This is a genomic window from Maribacter sp. UH1, assembly GCF_056839145.1.
Genome location: NZ_CM166387.1, coordinates 3,697,118 through 3,720,768 on the forward strand (window position 1 = coordinate 3,697,118; position 23,651 = coordinate 3,720,768).

At 33.9% G+C, this 23,651-nt stretch carries 18 protein-coding genes; 12 read left to right on the forward strand and 6 right to left on the reverse strand.

All coding sequences use genetic code 11. The features are described from left to right. Positions 1-85: 85 nt before the first annotated feature. From pfkA to UH1x_RS16015, 3 genes are all read left to right on the forward strand, one after another. Complete coding sequence (gene pfkA, locus UH1x_RS16005; RefSeq protein ID WP_482622944.1) at positions 86-1,072, forward strand: 6-phosphofructokinase; 987 nt, start codon at positions 86-88, stop codon at positions 1,070-1,072. A gap of 24 nt (positions 1,073-1,096) precedes the next feature. After that, entirely contained in the window at positions 1,097-2,098 is a 1,002-nt protein-coding gene (gap, locus tag UH1x_RS16010) for a type I glyceraldehyde-3-phosphate dehydrogenase (protein ID WP_482622946.1), read from the forward strand. A gap of 87 nt (positions 2,099-2,185) precedes the next feature. After that, the gene (locus UH1x_RS16015; protein ID WP_482622947.1) at positions 2,186-3,037 is read left to right on the forward strand and encodes an N-acetylglucosamine kinase; all 852 of its coding nucleotides are present in this window, start codon (positions 2,186-2,188) and stop codon (positions 3,035-3,037) included. A 4-nt stretch (positions 3,038-3,041) separates the two neighbouring features. Here UH1x_RS16015 and UH1x_RS16020 read toward each other — a convergent pair whose 3' ends face one another. Both UH1x_RS16020 and UH1x_RS16025 read right to left on the reverse strand, forming a co-directional pair. Further along, positions 3,042-3,422, reverse strand: a complete 381-nt coding sequence (locus tag UH1x_RS16020) for a RidA family protein (RefSeq protein WP_036153499.1) — start codon at positions 3,420-3,422, stop codon at positions 3,042-3,044. Positions 3,423-3,441: 19 nt separating this feature from the next. Then, positions 3,442-6,132, reverse strand: a complete 2,691-nt coding sequence (locus UH1x_RS16025) for a putative LPS assembly protein LptD (protein ID WP_482626515.1) — start codon at positions 6,130-6,132, stop codon at positions 3,442-3,444. Positions 6,133-6,311: 179 nt separating this feature from the next. Between UH1x_RS16025 and UH1x_RS16030 the strand changes: the two genes are divergently transcribed. The 9 genes from UH1x_RS16030 to UH1x_RS16070 all read left to right on the forward strand — a co-directional run bounded on the left by UH1x_RS16030 (position 6,312) and on the right by UH1x_RS16070 (position 17,280). Further along, on the forward strand, positions 6,312-7,628 hold the full coding sequence (locus UH1x_RS16030; RefSeq protein WP_482622949.1) for an N-acetylmuramoyl-L-alanine amidase family protein: 1,317 nt from the start codon (positions 6,312-6,314) through the stop codon (positions 7,626-7,628). A 47-nt stretch (positions 7,629-7,675) separates the two neighbouring features. Next, positions 7,676-8,641, forward strand: coding sequence for an MlaD family protein (locus tag UH1x_RS16035; protein WP_482622951.1), 966 nt, complete (start codon positions 7,676-7,678; stop codon positions 8,639-8,641). Between the two features lie 110 nt (positions 8,642-8,751). Next, on the forward strand, positions 8,752-10,077 hold the full coding sequence (locus UH1x_RS16040) for a 4Fe-4S dicluster domain-containing protein (protein WP_482622952.1): 1,326 nt from the start codon (positions 8,752-8,754) through the stop codon (positions 10,075-10,077). A gap of 8 nt (positions 10,078-10,085) precedes the next feature. Beyond that, complete coding sequence (locus UH1x_RS16045; RefSeq protein WP_482622954.1) at positions 10,086-10,877, forward strand: (Fe-S)-binding protein; 792 nt, start codon at positions 10,086-10,088, stop codon at positions 10,875-10,877. 16 nt (positions 10,878-10,893) lie between these two features. Further along, a complete protein-coding gene (locus UH1x_RS16050; RefSeq protein ID WP_482622956.1) occupies positions 10,894-11,376 on the forward strand; it encodes an ABC transporter ATPase in 483 nt (160 codons plus the stop codon). Positions 11,377-11,470: 94 nt separating this feature from the next. Next, on the forward strand, positions 11,471-14,380 hold the full coding sequence (locus UH1x_RS16055; protein WP_482622958.1) for a serine hydrolase domain-containing protein: 2,910 nt from the start codon (positions 11,471-11,473) through the stop codon (positions 14,378-14,380). 19 nt (positions 14,381-14,399) lie between these two features. Beyond that, positions 14,400-15,539 carry an N-acetyl-alpha-D-glucosaminyl L-malate synthase BshA gene (bshA, locus tag UH1x_RS16060; RefSeq protein WP_482622959.1) on the forward strand — a complete coding sequence of 380 codons (1,140 nt, stop codon included), beginning with the start codon at positions 14,400-14,402 and terminating at the stop codon, positions 15,537-15,539. Beyond that, complete coding sequence (locus UH1x_RS16065; RefSeq protein WP_482622961.1) at positions 15,532-15,978, forward strand: hypothetical protein; 447 nt, start codon at positions 15,532-15,534, stop codon at positions 15,976-15,978. Before bshA ends, UH1x_RS16065 begins: the two co-directional genes overlap by 8 nt. Before the next feature lie 120 nt (positions 15,979-16,098). After that, positions 16,099-17,280 (forward strand): OmpA family protein, encoded by a 1,182-nt coding sequence (locus UH1x_RS16070; RefSeq protein WP_482622963.1) that lies wholly within the window; start codon positions 16,099-16,101, stop codon positions 17,278-17,280. 108 nt (positions 17,281-17,388) lie between these two features. Here the strand turns inward: UH1x_RS16070 and UH1x_RS16075 are convergent, their stop codons facing one another. The 4 genes from UH1x_RS16075 to UH1x_RS16090 all read right to left on the reverse strand — a co-directional run bounded on the left by UH1x_RS16075 (position 17,389) and on the right by UH1x_RS16090 (position 23,556). Continuing rightward, on the reverse strand, positions 17,389-18,087 hold the full coding sequence (locus UH1x_RS16075) for a hypothetical protein (RefSeq protein ID WP_482622965.1): 699 nt from the start codon (positions 18,085-18,087) through the stop codon (positions 17,389-17,391). Between the two features lie 385 nt (positions 18,088-18,472). Beyond that, positions 18,473-21,043 (reverse strand): Ig-like domain-containing protein, encoded by a 2,571-nt coding sequence (locus tag UH1x_RS16080; RefSeq protein ID WP_482622967.1) that lies wholly within the window; start codon positions 21,041-21,043, stop codon positions 18,473-18,475. Between the two features lie 601 nt (positions 21,044-21,644). Beyond that, entirely contained in the window at positions 21,645-22,442 is a 798-nt protein-coding gene (locus UH1x_RS16085; protein ID WP_482622969.1) for a hypothetical protein, read from the reverse strand. 70 nt (positions 22,443-22,512) lie between these two features. Beyond that, positions 22,513-23,556, reverse strand: coding sequence for a glycosyltransferase (locus tag UH1x_RS16090; RefSeq protein WP_482622971.1), 1,044 nt, complete (start codon positions 23,554-23,556; stop codon positions 22,513-22,515). Between the last annotated feature and the right edge of the window lie 95 nt (positions 23,557-23,651).

Genomic DNA, 23,651 nt, shown 5'->3' on the forward strand with positions numbered 1-23,651 from the left:
TTTCGTTGATTTTTTCTTAAAATGCGACTTAGTTTTATTCCGTTTTTGACTAAGATTTATTAATTTCGTTGGCTTAAATTTTTCAATGTCTTCAGAAATAAAAAAAATAGCGGTACTGACTTCAGGGGGTGATTCTCCAGGCATGAATGCTGCCATAAGATCAGTTGTTCGTACGTGTGCCTACATGAAGGTAGATTGTGTTGCAGTCTATAGAGGGTACCAAGGTATGATAGAGGGGGATTTTAAACCTATGGATGCCCGTAGCGTAAATAATATTATCAATAAAGGAGGAACTATTCTTAAATCTGCACGTTGTGACGATTTTAGAACTCCTGAAGGTAGAAAAACTGCGCACGATCAACTTGTAAAAGCTGGTATAGATGCATTTGTGGTTATTGGCGGTGATGGTAGCTTTACAGGTGCTATGATTTTCAATAGAGAATATAATTTTCCTGTAATTGGTATTCCCGGTACTATTGATAATGATATTTTTGGTACTACGTTTACTTTAGGTTTTGACACAGCGTTAAATACTGTAGTAGAGTGTATCGATAAAATTAGGGATACGGCAAGTTCTCATAACAGACTATTCTTCGTGGAAGTTATGGGTAGAGATGTTGGGCATATAGCTTTGAACGCAGGTGTTGGTGCAGGTGCTGAGGAAATTTTGATTCCAGAAGAGAATTTAGGGTTGGATCGATTGCTTGAGTCTTTAAAAAGAAGTAAGGAATCTGGTAAGTCTTCAAGTATCGTAATTGTTGCGGAAGGTGATAAATCTGGTAAAAACGTATTTGAACTTAAAGAATATGTTGAGGAGCATTTGCCAATTTACGATGTTCGTGTATCTGTATTAGGACATATGCAAAGAGGTGGTGCGCCATCTTGTTACGATCGTGTTCTTGCTAGTAGAATGGGAGTAAAGGCTGTAGAGGCTTTGCTGGAAGGTAAAACCAATCTAATGGTAGGTATTCAAGATAATACGCTTACCCTTACGCCAATAAATAAGGCGATTAAAGGGCACACAAAAATTGATAAGGAGCTTATAAGAGTTTCAGAAATAATGACTACATAATATTAAAAATTAAAAATAGAGAAAATGTCAAATTTGAAAATAGGAATTAACGGTTTTGGTAGAATAGGTAGATTGGTATTCAGAACCACAATTAAGCGTGGTGATGTTGATGTTGTTGCTATCAACGACTTATTAGATGTTGAGCACTTGGCTTACTTGTTAAAGTATGATTCTGTTCACGGTAAATTCGATGGTACCGTAGAGGTAAAAGATGGTCATTTGGTAGTAAATGGTAAAACAGTACGTATTACTGCAGAAAGAGATCCAAAGAATATTAAGTGGGATGCTGTTGGTGCAGATACTGTTGCAGAATGTACTGGTATTTTCACAACTTTAGAAACAGCTCAATACCATATTGATGGTGGTGCTAAAAAAGTAGTTATTTCTGCTCCTTCTAAAGATGCGCCAATGTTTGTAATGGGTGTAAACCATAAAGAGGTTAAGGCATCAGATGTTATTGTATCTAATGCATCTTGTACTACTAACTGTTTGGCTCCTGTTGCTAAGGTGTTAAATGATAGCTTTGGTATAGAAGAAGCGTTGATGACAACAATCCACGCAAGTACTTCTACTCAATTTACAGTAGATTCACCGTCTAGAAAAAACTACCGTTTAGGTCGTTCTGCAATGTTGAATATTATTCCTTCAACTACAGGGGCTGCTGTTGCGGTAACCAAGGTTATACCTGCATTAACAGGAAAACTTACTGGTATGGCGTTTAGAGTGCCTACTGCAGATGTATCTGTTGTGGATTTAACTGTAAGAACAAGTAAGGAAACTTCTTTGGATGAAATTAAAAAAGCTTTCAAAGCTGCGTCTGAAGGTGAGCTTAAAGGTGTATTAGGTTACACTGAAGAAGCAGTTGTTTCTCAAGATTTCGTAAGTGACCCAAGAACTAGTATTTTTGATGCAGAGGCTTGTATAGAGCTTAACTCTGGTTTCTTTAAGCTAATTTCCTGGTATGATAACGAGGCTGGTTTCTCTAACAAAATGGTAGACTTAATGCAGCACGTTAATACCTTATAACCTTAATTTTAGTATAACATAGATATATCCTGAAAATGAGGCGCTTTTACCTTATTTTCAGGATTATTTTTTAAAGACCTTCGGTATATGATTTTAATAGTAGATAGTGGCGCAACCAAGTCTGATTGGATTGCATTGGATGAAAATGGTGAACAACTTTTTTTAACGCAAACTTTAGGTCTAAGTCCTGAGGTACTGACAAAAGATGTTATTGAAGATCGTTTAGCGAATAATTTTGAAATTTCTAAAAATAGGGAGAAAGTAACCCACCTCTATTTTTATGGAGCTGGTTGTGGTACCGACCGAATGAAATTGTTCTTAAAAACAATTTTCAAAGACTTTTTTCCTAATGCCAAAGCCGATGTAAAAGAAGATACGTATGCAGCCATATTTGCTACTACCAAAGTAGGTCATCAAGGTATAGTTTGTATTTTGGGTACAGGTTCTAATTGTAGTTATTACGATGGTAATCAATTGTTTCAGAAAGTAACGTCATTAGGGTATATTCCTATGGACGATGGTAGTGGTAACTTTTTTGGGCGTAAATTAATACGTGACTATTACTTTCATAAAATGCCTGCGGATCTAGCACACAAATTTGCTAAGCAGCATGATTTGGATGCTGATGTTATTAAAGAGAATTTATACAAGCAACCTAATCCAAATACCTATCTAGCAACCTTTGCTCGGTTTTTAATCGAGAACAAAGATCATCCATATTCTAAAGGAGTTATAGATAAAGGATTTCAGCAGTTTATAAATAACTATGTAATGCAGTTTGAATTAGCAACAAAAGTACCAATCAATTTTGTTGGTAGTGTTGCTTATTACTTAAGAGAAGAACTAACTTCTGTATTGCTAAGAAATGACTTAATAGTTGGTGTAATTAGACAAAAGCCTATTGAAGGTCTTGTGGAATTTCACAAAGCTAATATGTAAATTTTTATTTTACGGCAATCATAGAAATTTCAACATTTACAAACTTTGGTAAATTTGCAACTTCTACCGTTTCTCTTGCCGGTGCAGTTTCTGCATTAAAATATGAAGCATATACTTCGTTGACTTCAGTGAACTGATTCATGTCACTAAGAAAAATAGACGATTTAACAACATTTTCAAAGGTCATTTCAGCTTCGGTTAAAATGGCCTTTAAATTTTCCATAGACTGTTTAGTCTCTAGCTTGATATCTCCAGAAACTAATTCTCCACTTTTAGGATTCAAAGGAATTTGACCTGAAATGTATAAAGTACCGTTACTCAATGTTGCTTGATTGTAAGGTCCTATAGGTGCTGGAGCGTTCTCTGTGTTTATTATTTTCTTCATTTTTTTTAGAATTTAGGTGTTAGTTCTGGCTTCTGTTTTCCCATTTAAGATCCTTAAGTATAGATGAATCTATACCTATAAAGAAGTACCATCTCTTATAAGTACCGAAAGGAGTCCAGTTAAAGCGCATGGTAAAACTCTTTAAGTCTCTTTGAAAACGTAATTGAGTTAGGGTGAAACCTTGATTTTTAAAATCGTAACCAGAAGAGCCACCTACAGACCAACGTGGTGCAAGCTCTATGTCACCTGAAAACATTAACGAGTGACTGCTAAATTCATTTTGCCGTGCAGAATTACTGTAGTTTGCTGAGTAGGCCAGTCTAAAGTTCCAGGGTATTTTTGTGCCAAATATTGGGTTCTCAACGTCAGAATTTTTATCGTCCTTTCTAACAGGGTTTGAGTTGAAGTCATCGGCACGACCAAATAGATCATCTTCTCTACCGCCACTTTGTGCAACATAATCAAAAGGGTCTAGCTCTTCTTCTTCGTCTCTTTCTTTATCATCTTTTTTACCGAACATTTCACTACTGATGGAGTATGATACGTTCGCATTCGCTCTGGTTAATCTAAAAAGGCTACCGCCGTTATCAATATTAAAGGTGTTTATTCTTGTTCCGTTATTGTCAATGGCATAAGGGTCTAAACCGGCAGAGAAGTTAATAGACATTTTATTATCTAGGATATTTGTCCCGCCGTTAATGCTTAAGGGATTAAGACGTAGAGAATCAGATTCAAAATTATAACCTGTAGAAATGTTGAAATTGCTTAATAGCGATATTTTCTTAGGTTCAATTTTGGTAGAATCCTTATCCCTGACTTTTGCTTCTAAGGTATTTGCTAAAGAAAAGCTTAAACTGTTAGATTTTCCTAAGGAAGGTGCGCCATTAAGAGTTCCTGTAAAACGACTGTATTGCACTTCAACGCCGTCTTCACCAAGATACTCATCATAAAACTGTTCAAATGAAGGAGCGTAACCGTAACTTAAAGAAGGTCTCATGGTATGTCTTATGGCTTGAATTCTTTTGTCTTCTCCAAAATCAAAAGTACCGTATAGAGTAGTACCTATACTTGCATTGAAGTTGTATGTGTTGTAACGGTCAAAACCGCTAACGGTATCTATAACCACTTCTTCTAGATCATTATCATAACTTCTGTTGTAGGTTTCTAAAGACCAAACATCTTCGTAGCTAGCGCCCATACTTACACTGAAAAATTTAGCTACTTTGAAGTTGGTTGCAACGGGAATACTGTGGCTTGCACCTACACGGGCATTATCAAACATTTTTGCCGTAAAAAAATCTTCGTCGTTTGTGGTCAATCTATTTTGGGCATTGACACTGTATTGAAAATTGATATTATCGATAATTCCCTTTTTTATACCATCCTTTTTCACAAAAGGGTAAATACGCTCAACACTTGCTTGAAAAGTAGGTAAGGTCATATTTATATTATCATCGTCGTCATCGTCATCATCTGTTGCCGAAGTTGTAAGTTGTGAATGTGTAGCTGTCAAACTCATATTAACAGACGGGTAATTAGGAAAAGTTTTAGAATAAGATATTGATGATGATAAAGTATTATTTTGCGTATTGGGTAAATTACGCTGTTGCAGCGAATTTTGATAATAATCGCTACTACCTAAGTTTACGGATGCTGAAAATCTAGAATTAGGACTAGCTTTTGTGTCTTGTGAATGAGAAAATTGAATATTATAATTACGAGATAAACTATAGTCACTGAACCCCTTTTGGCTATTGACAATATTTTCAAACCTTAAATTGACATTCCCCCGGTATTTATAGCGTTTGGTGTAAATGGAAGCTGTTCTAAAAGCATAACTACCATTCGTGTAAAAATCTCCAGAGAGTGTAACATCTGCATAATCGCCTAATGGTACATAATAACCCATATCTTGAAGAAAGTATCCAGTATCTGGGTCGTTACCAAAAGAGGGCATTAAAATACCTGCTGATCTGCCTTGAGAAAGTGGAAAATATGCAAAAGGCATGGCTATAGGAGTTGGTACATCAGCAATATAAAGATTACTAAAACCGGCAATAACCTTCTTTTTAGGAACAAACTTTGCCTTCCGTACTCTAATATAATAATCAGGATTTATAGTGTCTGTTGACGTGGTTAGTTTTCCTTCGCTTAAAAAGTATACGGAATCATTTTCTTTTTTTGTGATTTCAGCATATACCTTCATAGCATCGCTACCAAGTGATCCAGCAGCTGCCTGCTGTTCCGTTCTAGAATTCCAGATGAGCGCTTTTTGTGTATCAAAATTAAAACGTATAGAATCTGGTATTACAATGTTTTCACCTTGTTTAAAGTAAGGTAGTTGCGTATAGTTGCCTAGGGAATCTACCATTCTACCGGCGTAGACTTCATTTTTAATATAATCCATAATGATGATACCTGCCTTAAGTTCGGTATCTTGATAATAGATTTCTGCTTCGTTATACAGATAAATTTTATTTTCTTTTTGACTTAACTTTACGTAATCTTTTGCCTTGTATTTTATCTTATCTAAAAGTAAGGGAGGCTTTTGGTTTAATGAATCTGCAACTAAAGAATCGTTGGTTATAGAGTCCCTAATCGCTGTTGGTGGGAACAATGGCGCAATTATTGAATCTCTATCTGCTTTGATATTAAGAGTCGTAATTTTACCTTCTTGACCGGTGGCATAAAAAGCACTGGCAAAAACCATGAATAGGAAAAGTAAGTATTGTTTGTTTGATTGCAAGGCTATATATCCTATTTTTGTAAAGGTTTGGCGGTCCAATGAGCCGTTATTTAAGATGTCAAACTTACATATATTTTTTAATCCGTATGTAGGGTCTTACAATAAATTTAACCATTATAAGGGCGATAAAATCCCTAACACATATGAAAATAAAATTCTTTAGCATTTCTTTAGTTTTAACCACAGCGTTATTACTTCTGTCTTTTACAGTGTCTGACAAGGAAAATATATCAGATGATCCATTTATAGTTGTACTTGATGCCGGGCACGGTGGGCATGATCCCGGAAACTTGGGTAATGGTTATTTAGAAAAGAAAATAGCCCTGAACATTGTTTTAAAAGTAGGTGAAATTCTTTCCAAGAATAAAGATATAAAGGTTATTTACACTCGTAAAGATGATACGTTTATTGATTTATATGTTAGGGGGGAAGTGGCAAATAAAGCAAATGCCGATTTATTTGTGTCAGTACATTGTGATTCTCATACTTCTGATGCTCATGGGGCAGGAACCTTTGTATTAGGACTTCATGCCAACAAGCAAAATTTTGAGATTGCCAAGAAAGAAAACTCGGTAATTTATTTAGAGGATAATTACGAGAATAGATATGCTGATTACGATATTAATTCTCCAGAATCGGTTATCGGGCTTACAATAATGCAAGAAGAATTTTTAGATCAAAGTGTTGCATTAGCTTCAATGATTCAGGAAAATTTTTCTAATCAACTTAAAAGAACGGATAGAAAAGTAAAACAGGCAGGGTTTATTGTTTTACATCAAACATTTATGCCAAGTGTTTTAGTAGAGACAGGTTTTTTGACAAATAAAGATGAAGGTGCTTATTTAAACTCTACAAAAGGGCAAAATGAAATGGGGGATGCTATAGCCAAAGCAATTTTGCATTATAAAGAAGGAGTTCAGCCAACTATAGAGAATGTTGAAACCGTAGTAACTAAACCTACAGCCCCACCAATTACCAAAGAAATTGTTGAAAAGGTTGAGGATAAGAAAGAGGTTGTTGTGGATCCGGTCAAAGAGGCTGTTGTTGAGCCTGTAAAAGAAGTAGTTGCCGAAGTAGAGAAACCAATAGAAGTTAAAACGCCACCAAAAGTTGAAGAAGTAAAAGAAGTGGCGGATGCGCCTGTCGTTAAGGTTAAGGAAGCAATCAATGAAAAAGAAGTTGCAAATTCTATTGTCTTTAAAATTCAATTAATGGCAAGTAGTAAAAATGTAGCACTTAATTCTAGCAACTTTAAAGGATTATCTAATCTATCTCAAGAGCCATATAAAAACTTATATCGTTATATGTATGGTGAAACAAGGTCATATAGAGAAGCTAAAATGATGCAGACTCAAGCCCAGGAAAAAGGATATGCAACTGCTTATATTGTTGCTTATAAATTAGGTGAAAGAATTCCAATTCAAGACGCTATTGATGAGGTTTCTAATTTAAGGCCATAAGTTGCAAAATTTATTCATAATTTTGAGAGGACTAAAAACATATTTGTTTGAAACTATCTAGAGAATTAAAAACAGGAATTATCGTTATTGGTGGCATATTGCTGTTCATCATGGGGTTCAGCTATTTAAAGTCGACTCCTATTTTTGACAATAGTAAAACGTTTTTTGCCGTATACCCTAATGTTGGTGGCTTACAATCCGGTACCACTGTTTCTATTAACGGATTCAGTGTTGGTAAGGTCAATGACATCAAATTTTTAGATGAGAGAGGAAATTTATTGGTAACTTTTACTGTTGGCAATGAATTTAAGTTTTCTAAAAATAGTACTGTTGAACTTTATGATACCGGTATTATTGGTGGTAAGGGATTACAGATTAAACCTGTTTTTGATGAGGCTTTAGCGCAATCTGGTGATACATTACGTACAGAAACAAGACCGGGGATAACAGATTTGGCACAGCAGAAGTTAAATCCTTTAGTTCGTAAGGTTGAATCTGCTATTTCTGGAGCAGACTCCGTTTTGGTTAATGTTAATTCAGTTTTAGATGAAAAGACTAAAAAAGAATTAAAAGAAGTTATTGGTGGCTTAAATACATTAATTACTAGCCTTAACGGTAGTGCAACTCAGCTTAACTCCGTTTTAGATACAAATAAGGATAAGCTAAATAACTCTTTCGAAAATTTTGAACAGTTGACAGCTAATTTCGCAAAACTTTCAGATTCTTTAAATTCTGCCGGACTAGGAAGAACTTTAGCTAGTTTAGAATCTACAATGGCTAGTTTGGATCAAGTAACTGCAAAAATAGAAAATGGTGATGGTTCACTTGGTTTACTTATGAATGATAAGGAACTATACAATAACTTAAATAATGCATCACGTGAACTAGATCTTCTGCTGCAGGATTTTCGTTTGAACCCAAAAAGGTATGTAAATGTTTCTGTGTTTGGTAAAAAACAGAAAGACTACGAGTTGCCAGAAAATGATCCAGCAACCAATGCTATTGAGAATTAAAAATCCTTTGAGGAATTCCGCAAGGCATTAAATTGAAAACAAAGTTAATATTTCGACCAAAGTGTCGGGGCATTTAAACATAGATTATCGAGTAAAGAAGACTTAATTATATGCAATATCTCCCTAATGTAATTTTTGTAATACTGCTTATAGCAGGTATTGGTTTTTTTGTAAGGAATGTTTCTAAGTTGAAAAGAAATATTTTCTTGGGAAAAGAAGAATCGTTGACCGATGATAAACCGCAACGTTGGAAAAACATGGCAATGATTGCCCTAGGGCAATCAAAAATGGTAGTGAGGCCTATTGCAGGTGCATTACATATCATTGTTTATGTTGGTTTTGTGATTATCAATATTGAAGTACTAGAAATTATTTTAGATGGTATTTTTGGTACACATAGAATGTTTGCTGTTTTAGGTCCTGTATATGATTTCTTAATTGGTTCTTTTGAAGTACTTGCACTATTGGTTATCGTTGCAGTAGTTATTTTCTGGATTAGAAGAAACGTTATTAAATTAAAACGATTTTTTAAACCTGAAATGGAAGGTTGGCCAAAGAAAGATGGTAATCTGATTCTTTACATTGAATTGGTCTTGATGGTTCTTTTCTTAACAATGAACGGTGCAGATTATCAGTTGCAACAAATGGGTGCTGATCACTATGTAACTGCTGGAGCATTTCCTATTAGTAGTATGATTGCTCCTATGTTTGAAGGTATGTCAATTTCTAGTTTGGTATTATTAGAGCGTACAGCTTGGTGGCTGCATATTGCTGGAATTTTATTTTTCCTAAATTATCTTTACTACTCAAAGCACTTACATATTTTACTTGCATTCCCAAATACGTATTATGGGAAGTTGACACCAAAGGGACAATTCAAAAACTTGCAATCAGTTACTGATGAAGTTAAAATGATGATGGACCCAGATGCTGATCCTTATGCTGAACCTGCAGAAGATGCTGCTGTTCCAGATAAGTTTGGTGCATCAGACGTGCAAGATTTGAGTTGGGTACAATTACTAAATGCTTATACCTGTACGGAATGTGGTCGTTGCACTAGCGAATGCCCGGCAAATCAGACAGGAAAAAAATTATCTCCTCGTAAAATTATGATGGATACTCGTGACCGTCTAGAAGAAGTTGGTAAGAATATCGATGCTAATAAAGGCGAGTTTAAAGATGACGGTAAACAATTGTTGAATGATTATATTACCCCAGAAGAATTATGGGCATGTACATCTTGTAATGCCTGTGTTCAAGCCTGCCCAATTAGTATTGACCCTCTTTCCATAATTATGGATATGAGACAGTATTTGGTAATGGAACAATCTGCGGCTCCAACAGATTTGAATAATATGATGGGTAATATTGAGAATAATGGAGCACCTTGGCCATTTAACCAAATGGACCGTTTAAATTGGAGTAAAGAATCTTAAAGATAGATATGGCAAGTGAATTAAAAGTGCCTACAATGGCAGAGTTTTTTGCGTCGGGAACTGTACCTGAAGTTTTGTTTTGGGTAGGTTGTGCTGGTAGTTTTGATGATAGAGCAAAGAAAATAACGAAAGCCTTCGTAAAGATTTTAAATAAGGCGAATGTTTCTTTTGCGGTACTTGGTACAGAAGAAAGTTGTACCGGTGATCCTGCAAAACGTGCTGGTAATGAGTTTTTGTTTCAGATGCAAGCAGTTACTAATATAGAGGTGCTGAACGCTTATGAAATAAAAAAAATAGTAACAGCATGTCCGCATTGTTTCAATACTATTAAAAATGAATATCCTGGCTTAGGTGGTAGCTATGAAGTAGTGCACCACACTCAGTTTTTAAAGGATTTGCTGTCCGAAGGTAGAATTTCCATGGAGGGCGGTAGTTTTAAAGGTAAGCGTATCACTTTTCATGATCCTTGCTATTTAGGTAGGGCAAATGGAGTGTATGAAGCACCAAGGGATTTAATTAGAAAGTTGGATGCCGAGCTTATTGAAATGAAGAGCTGTAAGCAAAGAGGTCTTTGTTGCGGTGCAGGTGGTGCACAAATGTTCAAGGAACCGGAAAAAGGTGATAAAGATGTGAACATTGAACGTACGGAGCAAGCCTTAGAGACTAAACCGGAAATTATAGCGGCAGGTTGTCCTTTTTGTAATACTATGATGACCGATGGTGTGAAGAATAAGGAAAAGGAAGATGATGTTGCAGTAATGGATATCGCTGAAATGATTGCAGCTGCAGAAGATTTATAATTTAAAGAAGCGAAATTTGCTAGTAGAATTTAACACATTACCAGATACTTCAAGAGTTTGGATATACCAATGTAATCGATCGTTTTCTGAAAAGGAAATTGCAGAAATTGGAACGGACTTAGATACTTTTTTAACATCATGGACTGCGCATGGCAATGATTTAAATGCAGGTTATGAAATTAAGTACAGAAGATTTATAGTCATTGCCCTTGATCAAACTAACCAAGGTGCTACCGGTTGTTCTATAGATGCATCGGTACATTTTATACAGGCATTAGAAAAGAAATATGATGTTCTGTTGCTGGATAAAATGAATGTATCTTATAAACAAGGAGAGTTTGTAGCTTACAAAAGCTTAATTGATTTTAAGGCTATGGCAAAGCAAAAAGCCATTTCAAAAAACACGATTGTATTTAACAATCTGGTTGCCAATAAGGGAGAGTATTTGGAACACTGGGAAGTACCTGCTTCTGAGAGTTGGCATGCTCGTTTCCTTTAACATAATTTCTTCTTAAGTATCAGAATTTATTGGGTTTTATCGATGAAATGCAATAATTTCAATCCATAATAGTTATCTCAGTACATATTTTTTTATGCGCTATATTTTTATTCTTATTTGTGGGTTGTTTTGCTGTTCCAGTATATTAGCTCAAAATCCTTTAGTAACTAAGGATAGCACCAATCAGCAGAGATGGGTAGATGCTCAGTACAATCAAATGAGTTTGGACCAAAAGTTAGGTCAGCTATTTATGGTAAGCGTTGCTTCCAATCAAAGTAAGCAGGCAACAGATTTAATTAAGAACTTAATAGTAAAAGAGCATTTAGGCGGAGTAATTTTTTCTAAAGGTGGTCCTGTACGTCAGGCTAAACTTACCAATGATTATCAAGAAGCCTCAAAAGTTCCACTACTTATTGGTATGGATGCGGAATGGGGACTATCTATGCGTTTAGATTCTACTTATGCTTTCCCGTGGAATATGACCTTGGGTGCAATTCAAGATAATTCTATTGTTGAAAAAGTAGGCTACCAAATAGGTAAGCATGCAAAACGATTAGGTGTTCATATAAATTTTGCGCCTGATTTAGATATCAATACAAATCCAAAAAATCCAATTATAGGTAATCGTTCTTTTGGAGAGGATAGGGATAATGTAGTTGCAAAGGGAATAGCTTTTACACGCGGAATGGAGAGTGCAGGAGTATTGGCAAATGGAAAACACTTTCCTGGGCATGGAGATACAGAGGTAGATTCGCATCACAATTTGCCGGTTATACCGTTCTCGAGAAAACGATTGGACAGCCTAGAACTTTATCCTTTTAAAAAATTAATTAGTTCTGGTTTAAGTAGTATTATGGTTGCTCACTTAGAAGTGCCTGCGCTTGAGATGAAAAAAGGAATGCCTTCTTCATTATCCGAACAAATTATATCAGGTATTCTAAAAGAAGAATTAGGTTACGAAGGATTGATATTTACCGATGCACTGAATATGAAAGGGGTGTCTACGAAAGGTAAAGATGGTAGCGTAGAACTAGATGCTTTTATGGCAGGTAACGATATGTTGTTAATGCCTGAAAATATTGTTAGCGCAAAAGAAAAATTAGCAAAGGCTTATGATAAGGGTAAGTTGTCTGAAGAGCGATTGGCTTATTCTGTCAAAAAGATTTTAATGGCAAAATATAAGGCAGGCTTAAATAAGTACAGACCTATTGCTTTAAATAATTTATACGAAGATTTAAATAGCTTAGAAGATGATATTATTTACGAGCAAGCTATTGAGAATGCAATTACGGTTGTAAAGAATAAGTTAGATATACTGTCTATTAAAAATCTTGACAATAAGAAAATCGCTTATGTTAAAATGGGCGATTCTGATAACGAGGCTTTCATAAAAGGATTAAAGAATTATGCCGATGTTACAGTAGTAGAGGTAAATGATATCAATACCTTAAAGGCTAAGTTAAAAGATTTTAATTTAGTTATTGTTGGTCATCATAAGAGTAATGAAAGTCCGTGGAAGTCCTATAAGTTTTCAACTAAAGAACTAAACTGGTTGCAAGCAATAGGAAGTGAACGTACCTCTAACCTTATACTTTGTGTATTTGCTAAGCCATATGCTTTATTGGATGTTAAATCATATGATATGATTGATGGCGTAGTCATGTCTTATCAAAATAGTGCTATTGCACAAGAGAAAACTGCAGAAGTATTATTTGGAGCTGTTAGTGCTACAGGTAAAATACCTGTTTCTGCACATCCAGAATTTCCTGTACATACAGGCGTTCAGGTAAAATCATTAAGTAGATTGGGATATAGTATACCAGAGCGTGTTGGTATGAGCTCAAAAGGACTTAGAGAAATAGATGAATTAATGAGCCATGGTTTAGATAGTTTAATGTTTCCTGGTGCTCAAGTTTTAGTTGCTAGAAAAGGAAAAGTAATTTATCAGAAAAGTTTTGGGAAACCTACCTATGATAGTAAAGAAAAAATAACCAACGATTACATTTATGATCTTGCTTCTTTAACCAAGATATTGGCCACTTTGCCAATGGTAATGAAGATGGAAGAGGAAGGTAGAATAGGTTTGAACAATACTTTTGAAGAGTTGGTGCCAAATTATTCTAACACTGAAATTAAAAATGTTACCGTTTTAAAGGCACTTTCTCATTATGGTCGCTTACCAGCTTGGATTCCGTTTTACATAAATACGTTAGACGAAAATAAAAAACCATCAGGTGAATTTTATAGAAATAAACCATTGCCTGGTTTTTCAACAAAAGTTTATGACAATCTATATTTAGCGGATGCATATAAAGATTCAATTTACAATAGAATAGGTAGACAAGATTTAAAGTCTAACAGATACCGTTATAGCGACGTACCATATTATGTAATGAAAAAGGTAGTCGAAGAAAGTTACGGTCAAAGGTTAGACGGATTAACATCTAATTTTCTTTACAGTAGAATAGGAGCAAATCATACCTCATATAATCCTTTAGAGAAGTTTGACAAGAATAAGATTGTTCCTTCTGAGGAAGATAACTATTATAGGTATGGTAGAGTACAGGGTTACGTTCATGATATGGGTGCTGCAATGCAAGCAGGCGTGGGTGGTCATGCCGGTCTCTTTAGTAACTCTAATGACATTGCCAAGATTATGCAGATGTATCTACAAGATGGGTATTATGGCGGGACTAAGTTTTTCGATTCTAGGACAGTTAAAAAATTCAATACTTGTTATTTCTGTGATAACAATGTGCGTAGGGGAGTAGGTTTTGATAAGCCACAGTTGCAACACAGTGGTCCTACATGTGGTTGTGTTTCTAGAAAAAGTTTTGGGCACAGTGGTTTTACTGGCACGTATACTTGGGCTGATCCAGAAGAAGAAATAGTCTACGTATTTTTATCTAATAGAACATATCCTTCCGCATCTAACACACTTTTAGTTAAATCTGGGTTAAGAACAAGAATTCAACAAGCCATTTACGATTCAATTCTGAATTAAAAAAGGTAATTTTGTTGTAATGAAAATAGCAATAGTATGTTACCCTACCTTTGGTGGTAGTGGTGTTGTAGCAACGGAATTAGGAATTGCATTGGCAAATAGAGGTCATGAGATTCATTTTATTACTTATAAGCAGCCTGTGCGTTTAGAGTTGTTGAGTAATAAGATATTTTTTCATGAAGTTCATGTGCCAGAATATCCACTCTTTCATTATCAACCTTATGAACTTGCATTATCCAGTAAGTTGGTCGATACTATTAAACTTCATAAAATAGATCTTTTACATGTGCATTATGCTATACCTCATGCGTACGCTGGGTATATGGCTAAGAAGATGTTAGAAGAAGAAGGTATATACGTACCTATGATTACAACATTGCATGGTACGGATATTACTTTAGTAGGTAAACATCCATTTTATAAGCCTGCGGTTACCTTTAGCATAAATCAGTCGGATGTAGTTACTTCAGTTTCAACAAGTTTAAAACAAGGAACTTTAGATACTTTTGATATACAGGGTGATATAGAAGTTATCCCTAACTTTATAGATGCTAAAAAATATAGTACATCTTTTACGGATTGTCAAAGATCTAACATGGCAACTGAAGATGAACGTATTGTTACTCATATTAGTAATTTTAGAAAAGTAAAGCGTATACCAGACGTTATTAAAATATTTAGTAAAATACAGTTAGAGATTCCTTCAAAACTAATTATGGTAGGTGAAGGTCCTGAAAAGGCAGGTGCTGAACGTTTGTGTGAAGAATTAGGTATAGCGGATAAAGTTATATTCTTAGGTAATAGTAATGAGATAGATAAGATTTTATGCTTTTCAGATTTATTTCTCTTACCGTCTCAATCCGAAAGTTTTGGTCTTGCTGCTCTAGAAGCCATGATTAATAAAGTTCCTGTTATTTCTAGTAATGCAGGTGGTATACCAGAAGTGAATACAGAAGGCGTTAGCGGATTTTTAAGTGATGTAGGTGATATAAGCGATATGGCAGCTAAGGCAATCACCATTTTAAAGAATGATAGTGTTTTGGAACGATTTAAACTTAATGCCTTAAAAGAAGCACAACGTTTTGATATTCAAAAAGTAGTACCTCTTTATGAGGAGGTATATGAAAGGGCTTATAACGGAAGATTCAAAAATGTTTAAATATTCTATTTGTTTAATTTTATTGGCAATAATTCAATTGAATTCTTGTAAAAGTACTGCTCAAAGTAATTTGCAAGAATCTAATGAAATAGGTATGGAACTTATCTTAAATGAAAATTATAGCGGCTTTGAACAAGAAGAGTATATTTTAATAAAAAATCAAAAAGATTTAAATGCCTTTTATGGCAAGATAAATCGAACAAGAAAACCAGGATTGACTCCGCCTTCAATAGATTTTAATAGCGAAATGATACTAATTTGGTGTGGGGACAGTACAGCTTCCAATTATGCTAATTTAAAATTGAATGAGAAGGTTGATAATTTGCAAATTCATAAGCTTAAAACTACAGCTTCTAAAGAAGAAAATAATTTTATTGTAAGTCCTTTCAGCGTGTATAAGTTGCCTTTAAGTACAAAAACTCTAAAAATTATGAAGTAATTAGTCGATAATAATTCTACATTCGACTACCAAACGATTTTAATTACTGTACATGGTAATTATTTGTTAACCTTCTCATCAACAACTAATTTTACATTTTGTAACCCCAAATTTATAATTATGAAAACTACTACTTTTTTTAGTTTTTTATTACTCCTCATGTTTTCATCTGTCGGTTATGCCCAAGATGAACTTCAGATTACTGCAAAAGATAGTATTGTGCAGAGTTCTTGGATTTTCGGTGTTGGCTTAAATGCTGTAGATGATTCAGGTAATGTTTTTGATGGTATCTTTAACGTAGGGGAAGAGTGGAATATCGTTCCATTTCCATCTAGAGTAAGTATTGGTAGGTATTTCAAGAGTGGTCTAGGTTTAGAGGCTATAGGAACCTACAATCAATATAAAGAAGGTAATAATATTGATGGAGTCTTTATAACTGAAAATATCAATTATTATGGATTAGATGGTAGAATAACGTATGATTTAAATAAAATTATAGGAGAAACAGGTTGGTTTGATCCTTATGTTGGTATCGGAGCTGGTTATACTGATGCTAATAATAAAGGTAGGGGAACATATAATGCAGTTGTAGGTTTTAGAACATGGTTTTCAGACAGATGGGGGTTAGACTTCAATTCTACGGGAAAATGGGCTATGAGCCAGGGAGAAGGGGCTACTAATCATATACAACATGCCGCTGGAGTTGTTTATCAATTCGGAATTGAAAAAGGTCTTTCTAAACGAGGTGAAGAGAAGTTAGAATTATTAGCGGCAATTGAAAAAGAAAAGCAACGCCAAACAGATTCTATTAATGAAGTAAATCGTTTGAAGGACGAAGCCTTATTGGCAGAAAGACTTAAGAAGCAACAAGAGGTTGATGCATTAGCTGCTGCTGAAAAAGCAAAAGTAGATGCTATGAATAGACGAAAAGCAGAAATCAAATCTAAGATAGAAAATTTAGGAAATGTTTACTTTGCGTTAAATTCATCTTACGTTAATCCGTCATCAAAAATAGTTTTGGATTCTTTAGCTCTAGTTCTAGAGGAAATTCCAGCATTAACATTAAAGATTACTTCTCATACAGATTCTCGAGGAACTTCTAAATATAACGATTGGTTATCTCAACGAAGAGTTGATAAAACTAAAGCTTACCTAATTTCCAAAGGTATTTCTGAAGATAAATTAATGACAGAGGCATATGGGGAATCTATGTTATTAAATGATTGTGATGACAATACATATTGTCCAGAAGAAAAGCATGCAGTAAACAGACGATCTGAGTTTGTTATACAAGAATTTTAACAGATTAAGATATAAGAAAAGCCCGATATGTGTTTTAGACATTTATCGGGCTTTTTGTTTATGTAAATTTTTACTACAGTCCTTTTCTATAAGTTATAAATTACAATTTTAACCTACACTAAAAGTAAAGACTTCTGAGGTGGACTTATTGCCTACACTGTCTTTGGTTACAATTTTCCAATAATAGATTTTGCCAGCTTCAACAGGTATGTCATTATATCTGGAAGTGGTAATATCGTTCTCATAAATATCGGGATCTTCTATTTCCCCAAAATATAAATCATATGCTGTAATATCATTGTTAGGGTCTTCAGATTGCCAGATTAGGTTTACTGTGGTACTTGTTTGAGATATCGAAGCACCACTAACAGGGGAGATAGCTATTGCTGGAACAGGTGCATTGGAATCAATTTCAGGTCCATTGTTATAAAATGACCAGGTATTACTTTTACTATCTGCTATACCTGTTACAAACCAAGAATATTCAACATCTCTTTGCAGAGTTATTGCAGATTCAGATTCTAAGCTCTCATAAATAATAGTGTCATTGCTATTTAAGTTAATAAGTTGCAAGCTATAAGGACTAAAATTATCATCATTTTTATTTGACCATTTAAAAACTAATCTGCTTTCGGTTCCGGATACATTTGTACCTTCATTAATTACAGATTCGTTTTCCGGATAGATTAACAAAATATCTATTCCATCATCTATTGGCTCTGTATCCGCATATTCTAATACATCTAAATCAACTCCGCATGATTGAATTATAATTACTATAAATAATAGAATCAACCCTTTTTTCATTTTGCTTTAAGTTTGAAGAATACTTTTTCTTTATAAATCTGTCTTATATGTAGACTTCCATGAAGAATAGTTAGTTGCTATATAAACTTAATAAATGTAATTAAGTTCATATAATAATTCTTAAACTTCTAGTACTGTAAAAATAGCTATTTCATTGATATTTTCTGTAAGAGAATTCATATCTAATAAAATACTTCTGTTCTAAATTTATCACCTTTTTAGGGTTTCTTAAAATACAATATATTAATTTGTTTAGAACTATTTTGGACTTAGTATATATTGCTGTTATTATCTGAAGGTAAAATTAATTTCTCTGTAATTTATTAAATAAAAAAAGTCGGCAACTGAAAATAGAAGCCGACTTTTATATTAGTTACTTTATCAACTACTGTCTTAAAAGTGGGATGATTTGATTAGAACCACCTTTTGAAATACTTAAATAGTAGACACCCTTCGTTTGTCTTCCTATATTAGATAATTCAAGATCAATATCTGTCTCAGATTCTCCAGCTTTAAATGTACCTTTTTCTAACTGAATTCCCATCGCATTAGAAACGGTGTATTCGTAATTACCACCATTACCTTTTGGTAGATGAACTGATACTTTACCATCTGTTTGAACAGGGTTAGGAAAAGCATATGCAGTTTTATTTGTAATTGAACCAACACTAAAGTTTATTGTTTCTGTAGCAACAAGAGACCCACTTCCATTAGTACCTGAATATGCGGACACTTTTAAAGTGTAAGAGCCATTAGAAAGGTTAGCAGCATTGTAGTCACCATCTACATCTCCAAATAAAGCATATGGTGCAACATTTTCATATCTTGTTTCACTCTGCGCTCCTGAAAGTACTAATAGTACACTTTGCGCTTCAGAAGGAACATTTGCTCTAACATTTACATTTTGTGTATTTGATGAGCTTAAAGCTAATCCATTTGACAAAGTACCAATATTAGCATTAGATATCGCATCAATTAGATTTAATGTTAGTGAAGGTGTAGTTGGTGTTGTTGGAGTAGATCCACCAGATCCAACTGAAACATTTATTATATCAGAACCTGTAGCACCATCATTATCAGTAACGACTACCTGAACTTGGTAATTTCCTGATGTAGATTCTTGAAAAGGATGAGAAGTATATACTTCTCCATCAGTATCAACTAAATCTCCATCAATATAGACCTGATACTTAATAACATCACCATCACTATCATTAGCAATTACATCAACTAAAACTTCTTCTCCTACAGATATAACCTGTCCTTCGCTTAATGAAGTTATTTGAACTGTCGGTGCTTGATTACCACTTGTTGGTGGAGTAGGAGTTGTAGCAGGTCCTACTGCAATATTGACTACGGCAGAATTTGTATTGTTATCATTATCTGTAACAGTAGCTTTTATTTCATAATTTCCATTACTAATGCTGCTTATAATATGAGGAGTGTAATTTGCGCCATCTGTGTCAACTAAAACATCATTTACGAAAATTTGATACTTAACAACACTACCATCGGCATCAGAAGCAGTTAAATTGACTGATACATCAGAGCCGGCATTGAAACTTTGACCATTAGTAAGATTGGTAATGCTTACTGCAGGATCAGAACTTGATGTAGGAGGTGTCGGATTTGTAGTTGGTTCATCATCATCATTCACAGTAATAACAACAGTATCTGAAGTTGTCTCGCCTGAGTTATCAGTTACGGTAGCTCTAATGGAATAATTACCAGAACTAATATCTTCTATAATGTGGGGTGTATAGTTTGTACCATCAGTATCTACCAATACATCATTAACATATACTTGGTGCTTTACGATACTACCATCGGTGTCATTTGAATTAATTGCAACAGAAACATTAGATCCAGCTGAGATAGTCTGACCATCATTTAGGTTTGAAATATCTACCGTTGGAGCAGTGTTTGATGCTGGTGGAGTTGGTTCAGGTTCTGGCTCTGGGTTAGTTGTACCACCACCAGTAACCGTTATATTTACTGTACTAGTGTCAGAAGCGCCATTGCTATCTGTTACTTTTGCTGAAATAACATAACTACCTGGTTGAATATTAGTCAATGTGTAAGGACTGTAGTTTACACCGTCCGTATCAACTAAGCTGTTATTTACAGAAAGTTCATGACTAGTAATGTTACCATCTGGATCACTTGAAGATAATTGTACCGTAACTGAACTACCACTTGTAATAGTTTGACCATTACTTGGGCTAGTAATATTTACAGTAGGTGCTTCATTTGTTGTAGGAGTTGGGGTAGGTGTAGTCGTACCACCAGAACATTTAGTCTCTGCTCTAGATAAACTTTCAGCTTGAGCTGCAGAATAACTACCTTCTTTGTAAAGTACCATTCTATCAATGGTATGGCCATTCGATCTTGCAGAAACTTGAATGGAGTAAACACCGGCACTATTAAATGTTGCATAAACTGCATGTGCATCATTGTCACTGGTTTTAGTACTGTAACTCCAGTCGATAGTATTGGTATATACTTTAAACCATCCTCCTGAGCTTGCACCTTCTGGAGTAGGAGTTCTTCCTGATCCTCCAGGATAAATTCTGCTACTGCCGCTTTGCCCATAAAAATTAGAAGCATTGATTTTTAACCAAGAATCGTTATGTTCTGTACTGGCATTGCTACTAGCTATAACGCTAATTCTGTTACGCCAAATAAATCTATAAGTACCAGAAGAGTTTATTCTTACTTGATATGTAATTGTTGAATTTCCAGGTGAGTTGAAGTAATTACTTCCTCTATAAGTCAATGCTGAACCTCCAGACGAACCAGACGTTGATTCTTTTCGCCAACTTCCTGAAGTTTTTGAATCCAATTCTAAAATAGCAATTCCATTTTCTTCCTCAAAATCTGCACCACTACATTGTGCGTAGACCTGATTAAAGCAAAATGCTTGTAATAGTAATAAAAGAGTAATTTTTAATTTCATAATTAATGTTTAGTGGAGTTATTGATAATTAAATAGTTAAAGATTTCAGTTTATAATGTGCTATATAATATGAATATAAGTTGTTGTCTGTTAAACTTGGGGAAGAGAACATTAACGACAAATTGCGACTTATTTACGACGAAAGTATCTTTTTGGTCTATCAAATACCAGAATAATTTAAAAAGATCGTTGAAATGCACAACTTCAACATTTTAAGTGCTGAAATTTGTAAGAAGAATTATAGTTACCTAATTATTGGTAATATGAAATGAATGGTTTTGAATGTGTATTCTTATGTATATCAGTAAAGTAAAATATTTTACGGTTGTTTTTTTGAAAATTTTATACCGTTTTTATTTATGAATTAATTTTACCTCAAAAGAATTAAGTGAAAATATCGTAATACGGGAAGATTGCTATATATGCGATGAGCACATGTGATAAAGTAAATCTAATTATTATTTTACAGTAAATTAAATATGTAAAGTAATTTTGAAAATTTGGTATTTTTAATGTAAAAGCTTCAACTAAATTCACTGATATTGAGATTTAGGTTGAAGCTTTGTTATTTGGAAATTTTAAGTAGCTATAATTTTATGTTTTAAGAAATATTATAAAAATTAAATGATTTCTTAAATCTATTTCCTATGTACCTAGGTCTGTATCTTGTTATTTTAGAATAAAGGCTTTTAATATGACTTATTGTCAAAAATTTGGTTTGATTTACAAGGTTCATCATTTTTGACTGGGACATATAGTGGTTCTCTCCATTTGCCATACTATATAATGCGGCTGGTTTTGGGTATGGTATTAAAGAAAGATTATCATCAAGCTCTATGGTCTCATGAAAATAATAGAGATATGGCTCTTGTTGTATTACCTGTTGAAATAATTCTTTCTTAATGATAATACAAGTACCACATCTAACATTAAAATTACTACGAATCATAAAAGCAAATTTACTTCCTTCTGTATAGAAATAACCTTTGTCAACATACCAACCAGGAAGATTGTCCTTGATTCTACTGTTTACATATTTGCTAATACCATTATCAATACAATCATCAGAATCAACAACCATAAAATAATCTATATTAAATTTGTCTATGGCATATGAGTATGCGCTTTGTATTTTTCTTGCCTTATCACCTTCTTTGAGCTGCCTATCTTTTTCCCAATCCTCATTAGTTAATTTTGGTATATCAAAATCAACTTGTATATAATGAACTTGTGGATGTTCAAATTTGTTAGTAGGTAATTCATGACAAGCAACTACTATTTGAAAATCCTTGTCTTTTTGACCATTGATTGATTTTAGACTACGGTTTACCAGTTCACTGAATTTATCCCAATCAGAAGAAAGTTTCTTACTCTTTACAGGTACAAGGAAACAAATCATATTTATATATTTTAGTTCAAGTAATAAAGCATTTTGGTAATTTTTATACCAAAGCCTATTTTGTTATTTTTTAATTTAAAAGAAATGAAAGTTTCTTTGAAGTATTTAAGCCTACTAGAAGTAAGGTTTTGTTATTGATAATAGGTAGCAAAACTAATTTCTCTGTTAGGTTATTATTTCCAACTCCGCCTAATTTAGGGTCAATTGGATAAGCATCTAACGTTTTCATTTGATCTAATATTATATTTAAATCTTTTGAATTAAGTCGATATTTAAATGCGCGTATAATTAAAGCGTAAACTACTGCCTGTTGCTTTGCTTTTAATTTTTTTATAACTAGTTTGTTTTCTGCTAATGATTTATCGTAATTTTTGATTAGCTTATCTAGTTCTTCAACTGCTTTTACCATACCTAAAACAAATTCTAGATTTTTTTTAGGGTTTTTAGTGGTAACTATAGAACCAGCAACCTTAATATACCTATGTGCGTCAATATTAACTTTTAAGGTTCTAGTCGATGCTAAAAAAACACTTGCAGTAAAAATTAGATCTTCGTATGCTCTCATATCCTCAAGAAATAGAATACCTGTATTTAAAAGAAATTTTCTATTGATTAAATACCGCCAGGCTTGATTTCTTAAATCATTTTGAGCAATGAAATCAGTACCTTTCATTATAGCGGTACTTTTATCGTTTATGTCCTTTAAGTTTATATTGGGTAAATTGGTTAATTTTCCTTCTTCAATTTCTTTAGTATCAAATTCTAAAATATCAAGATGCTTATCATTTAATAAGGATAGAAGAACATTTAATGCGTTTTTAGATAATAAATCATCTGCATCAAGAAAATAGAGATAATCTCCTTCAGCTATCCGTAATCCATTATTACGAGCAGCACTTGGACCTTGGTTAATTTGCGAAATCAATTTTATGTTGACTATGTTTTTTTTATTTACATAATCATTAACAGTTACAACACTAGAATCTTTTGAGCCATCATCAACAATGATTATCTCGTAATCGGTTGAAGATAATCCTTGGTCTAATAGACTCTGCAAGCAGCGCTCAATATATTTTTCCTTATTATATAAAGGAATAATTATGCTTAATTTCATTACTGGTTGCTAATGTTTTAGTCAAAATTTTAGAATCGGAGTTAACATTGGTATATTAGTAATAAGAGGGCAATAATAGAAATCAAAATTGCTAT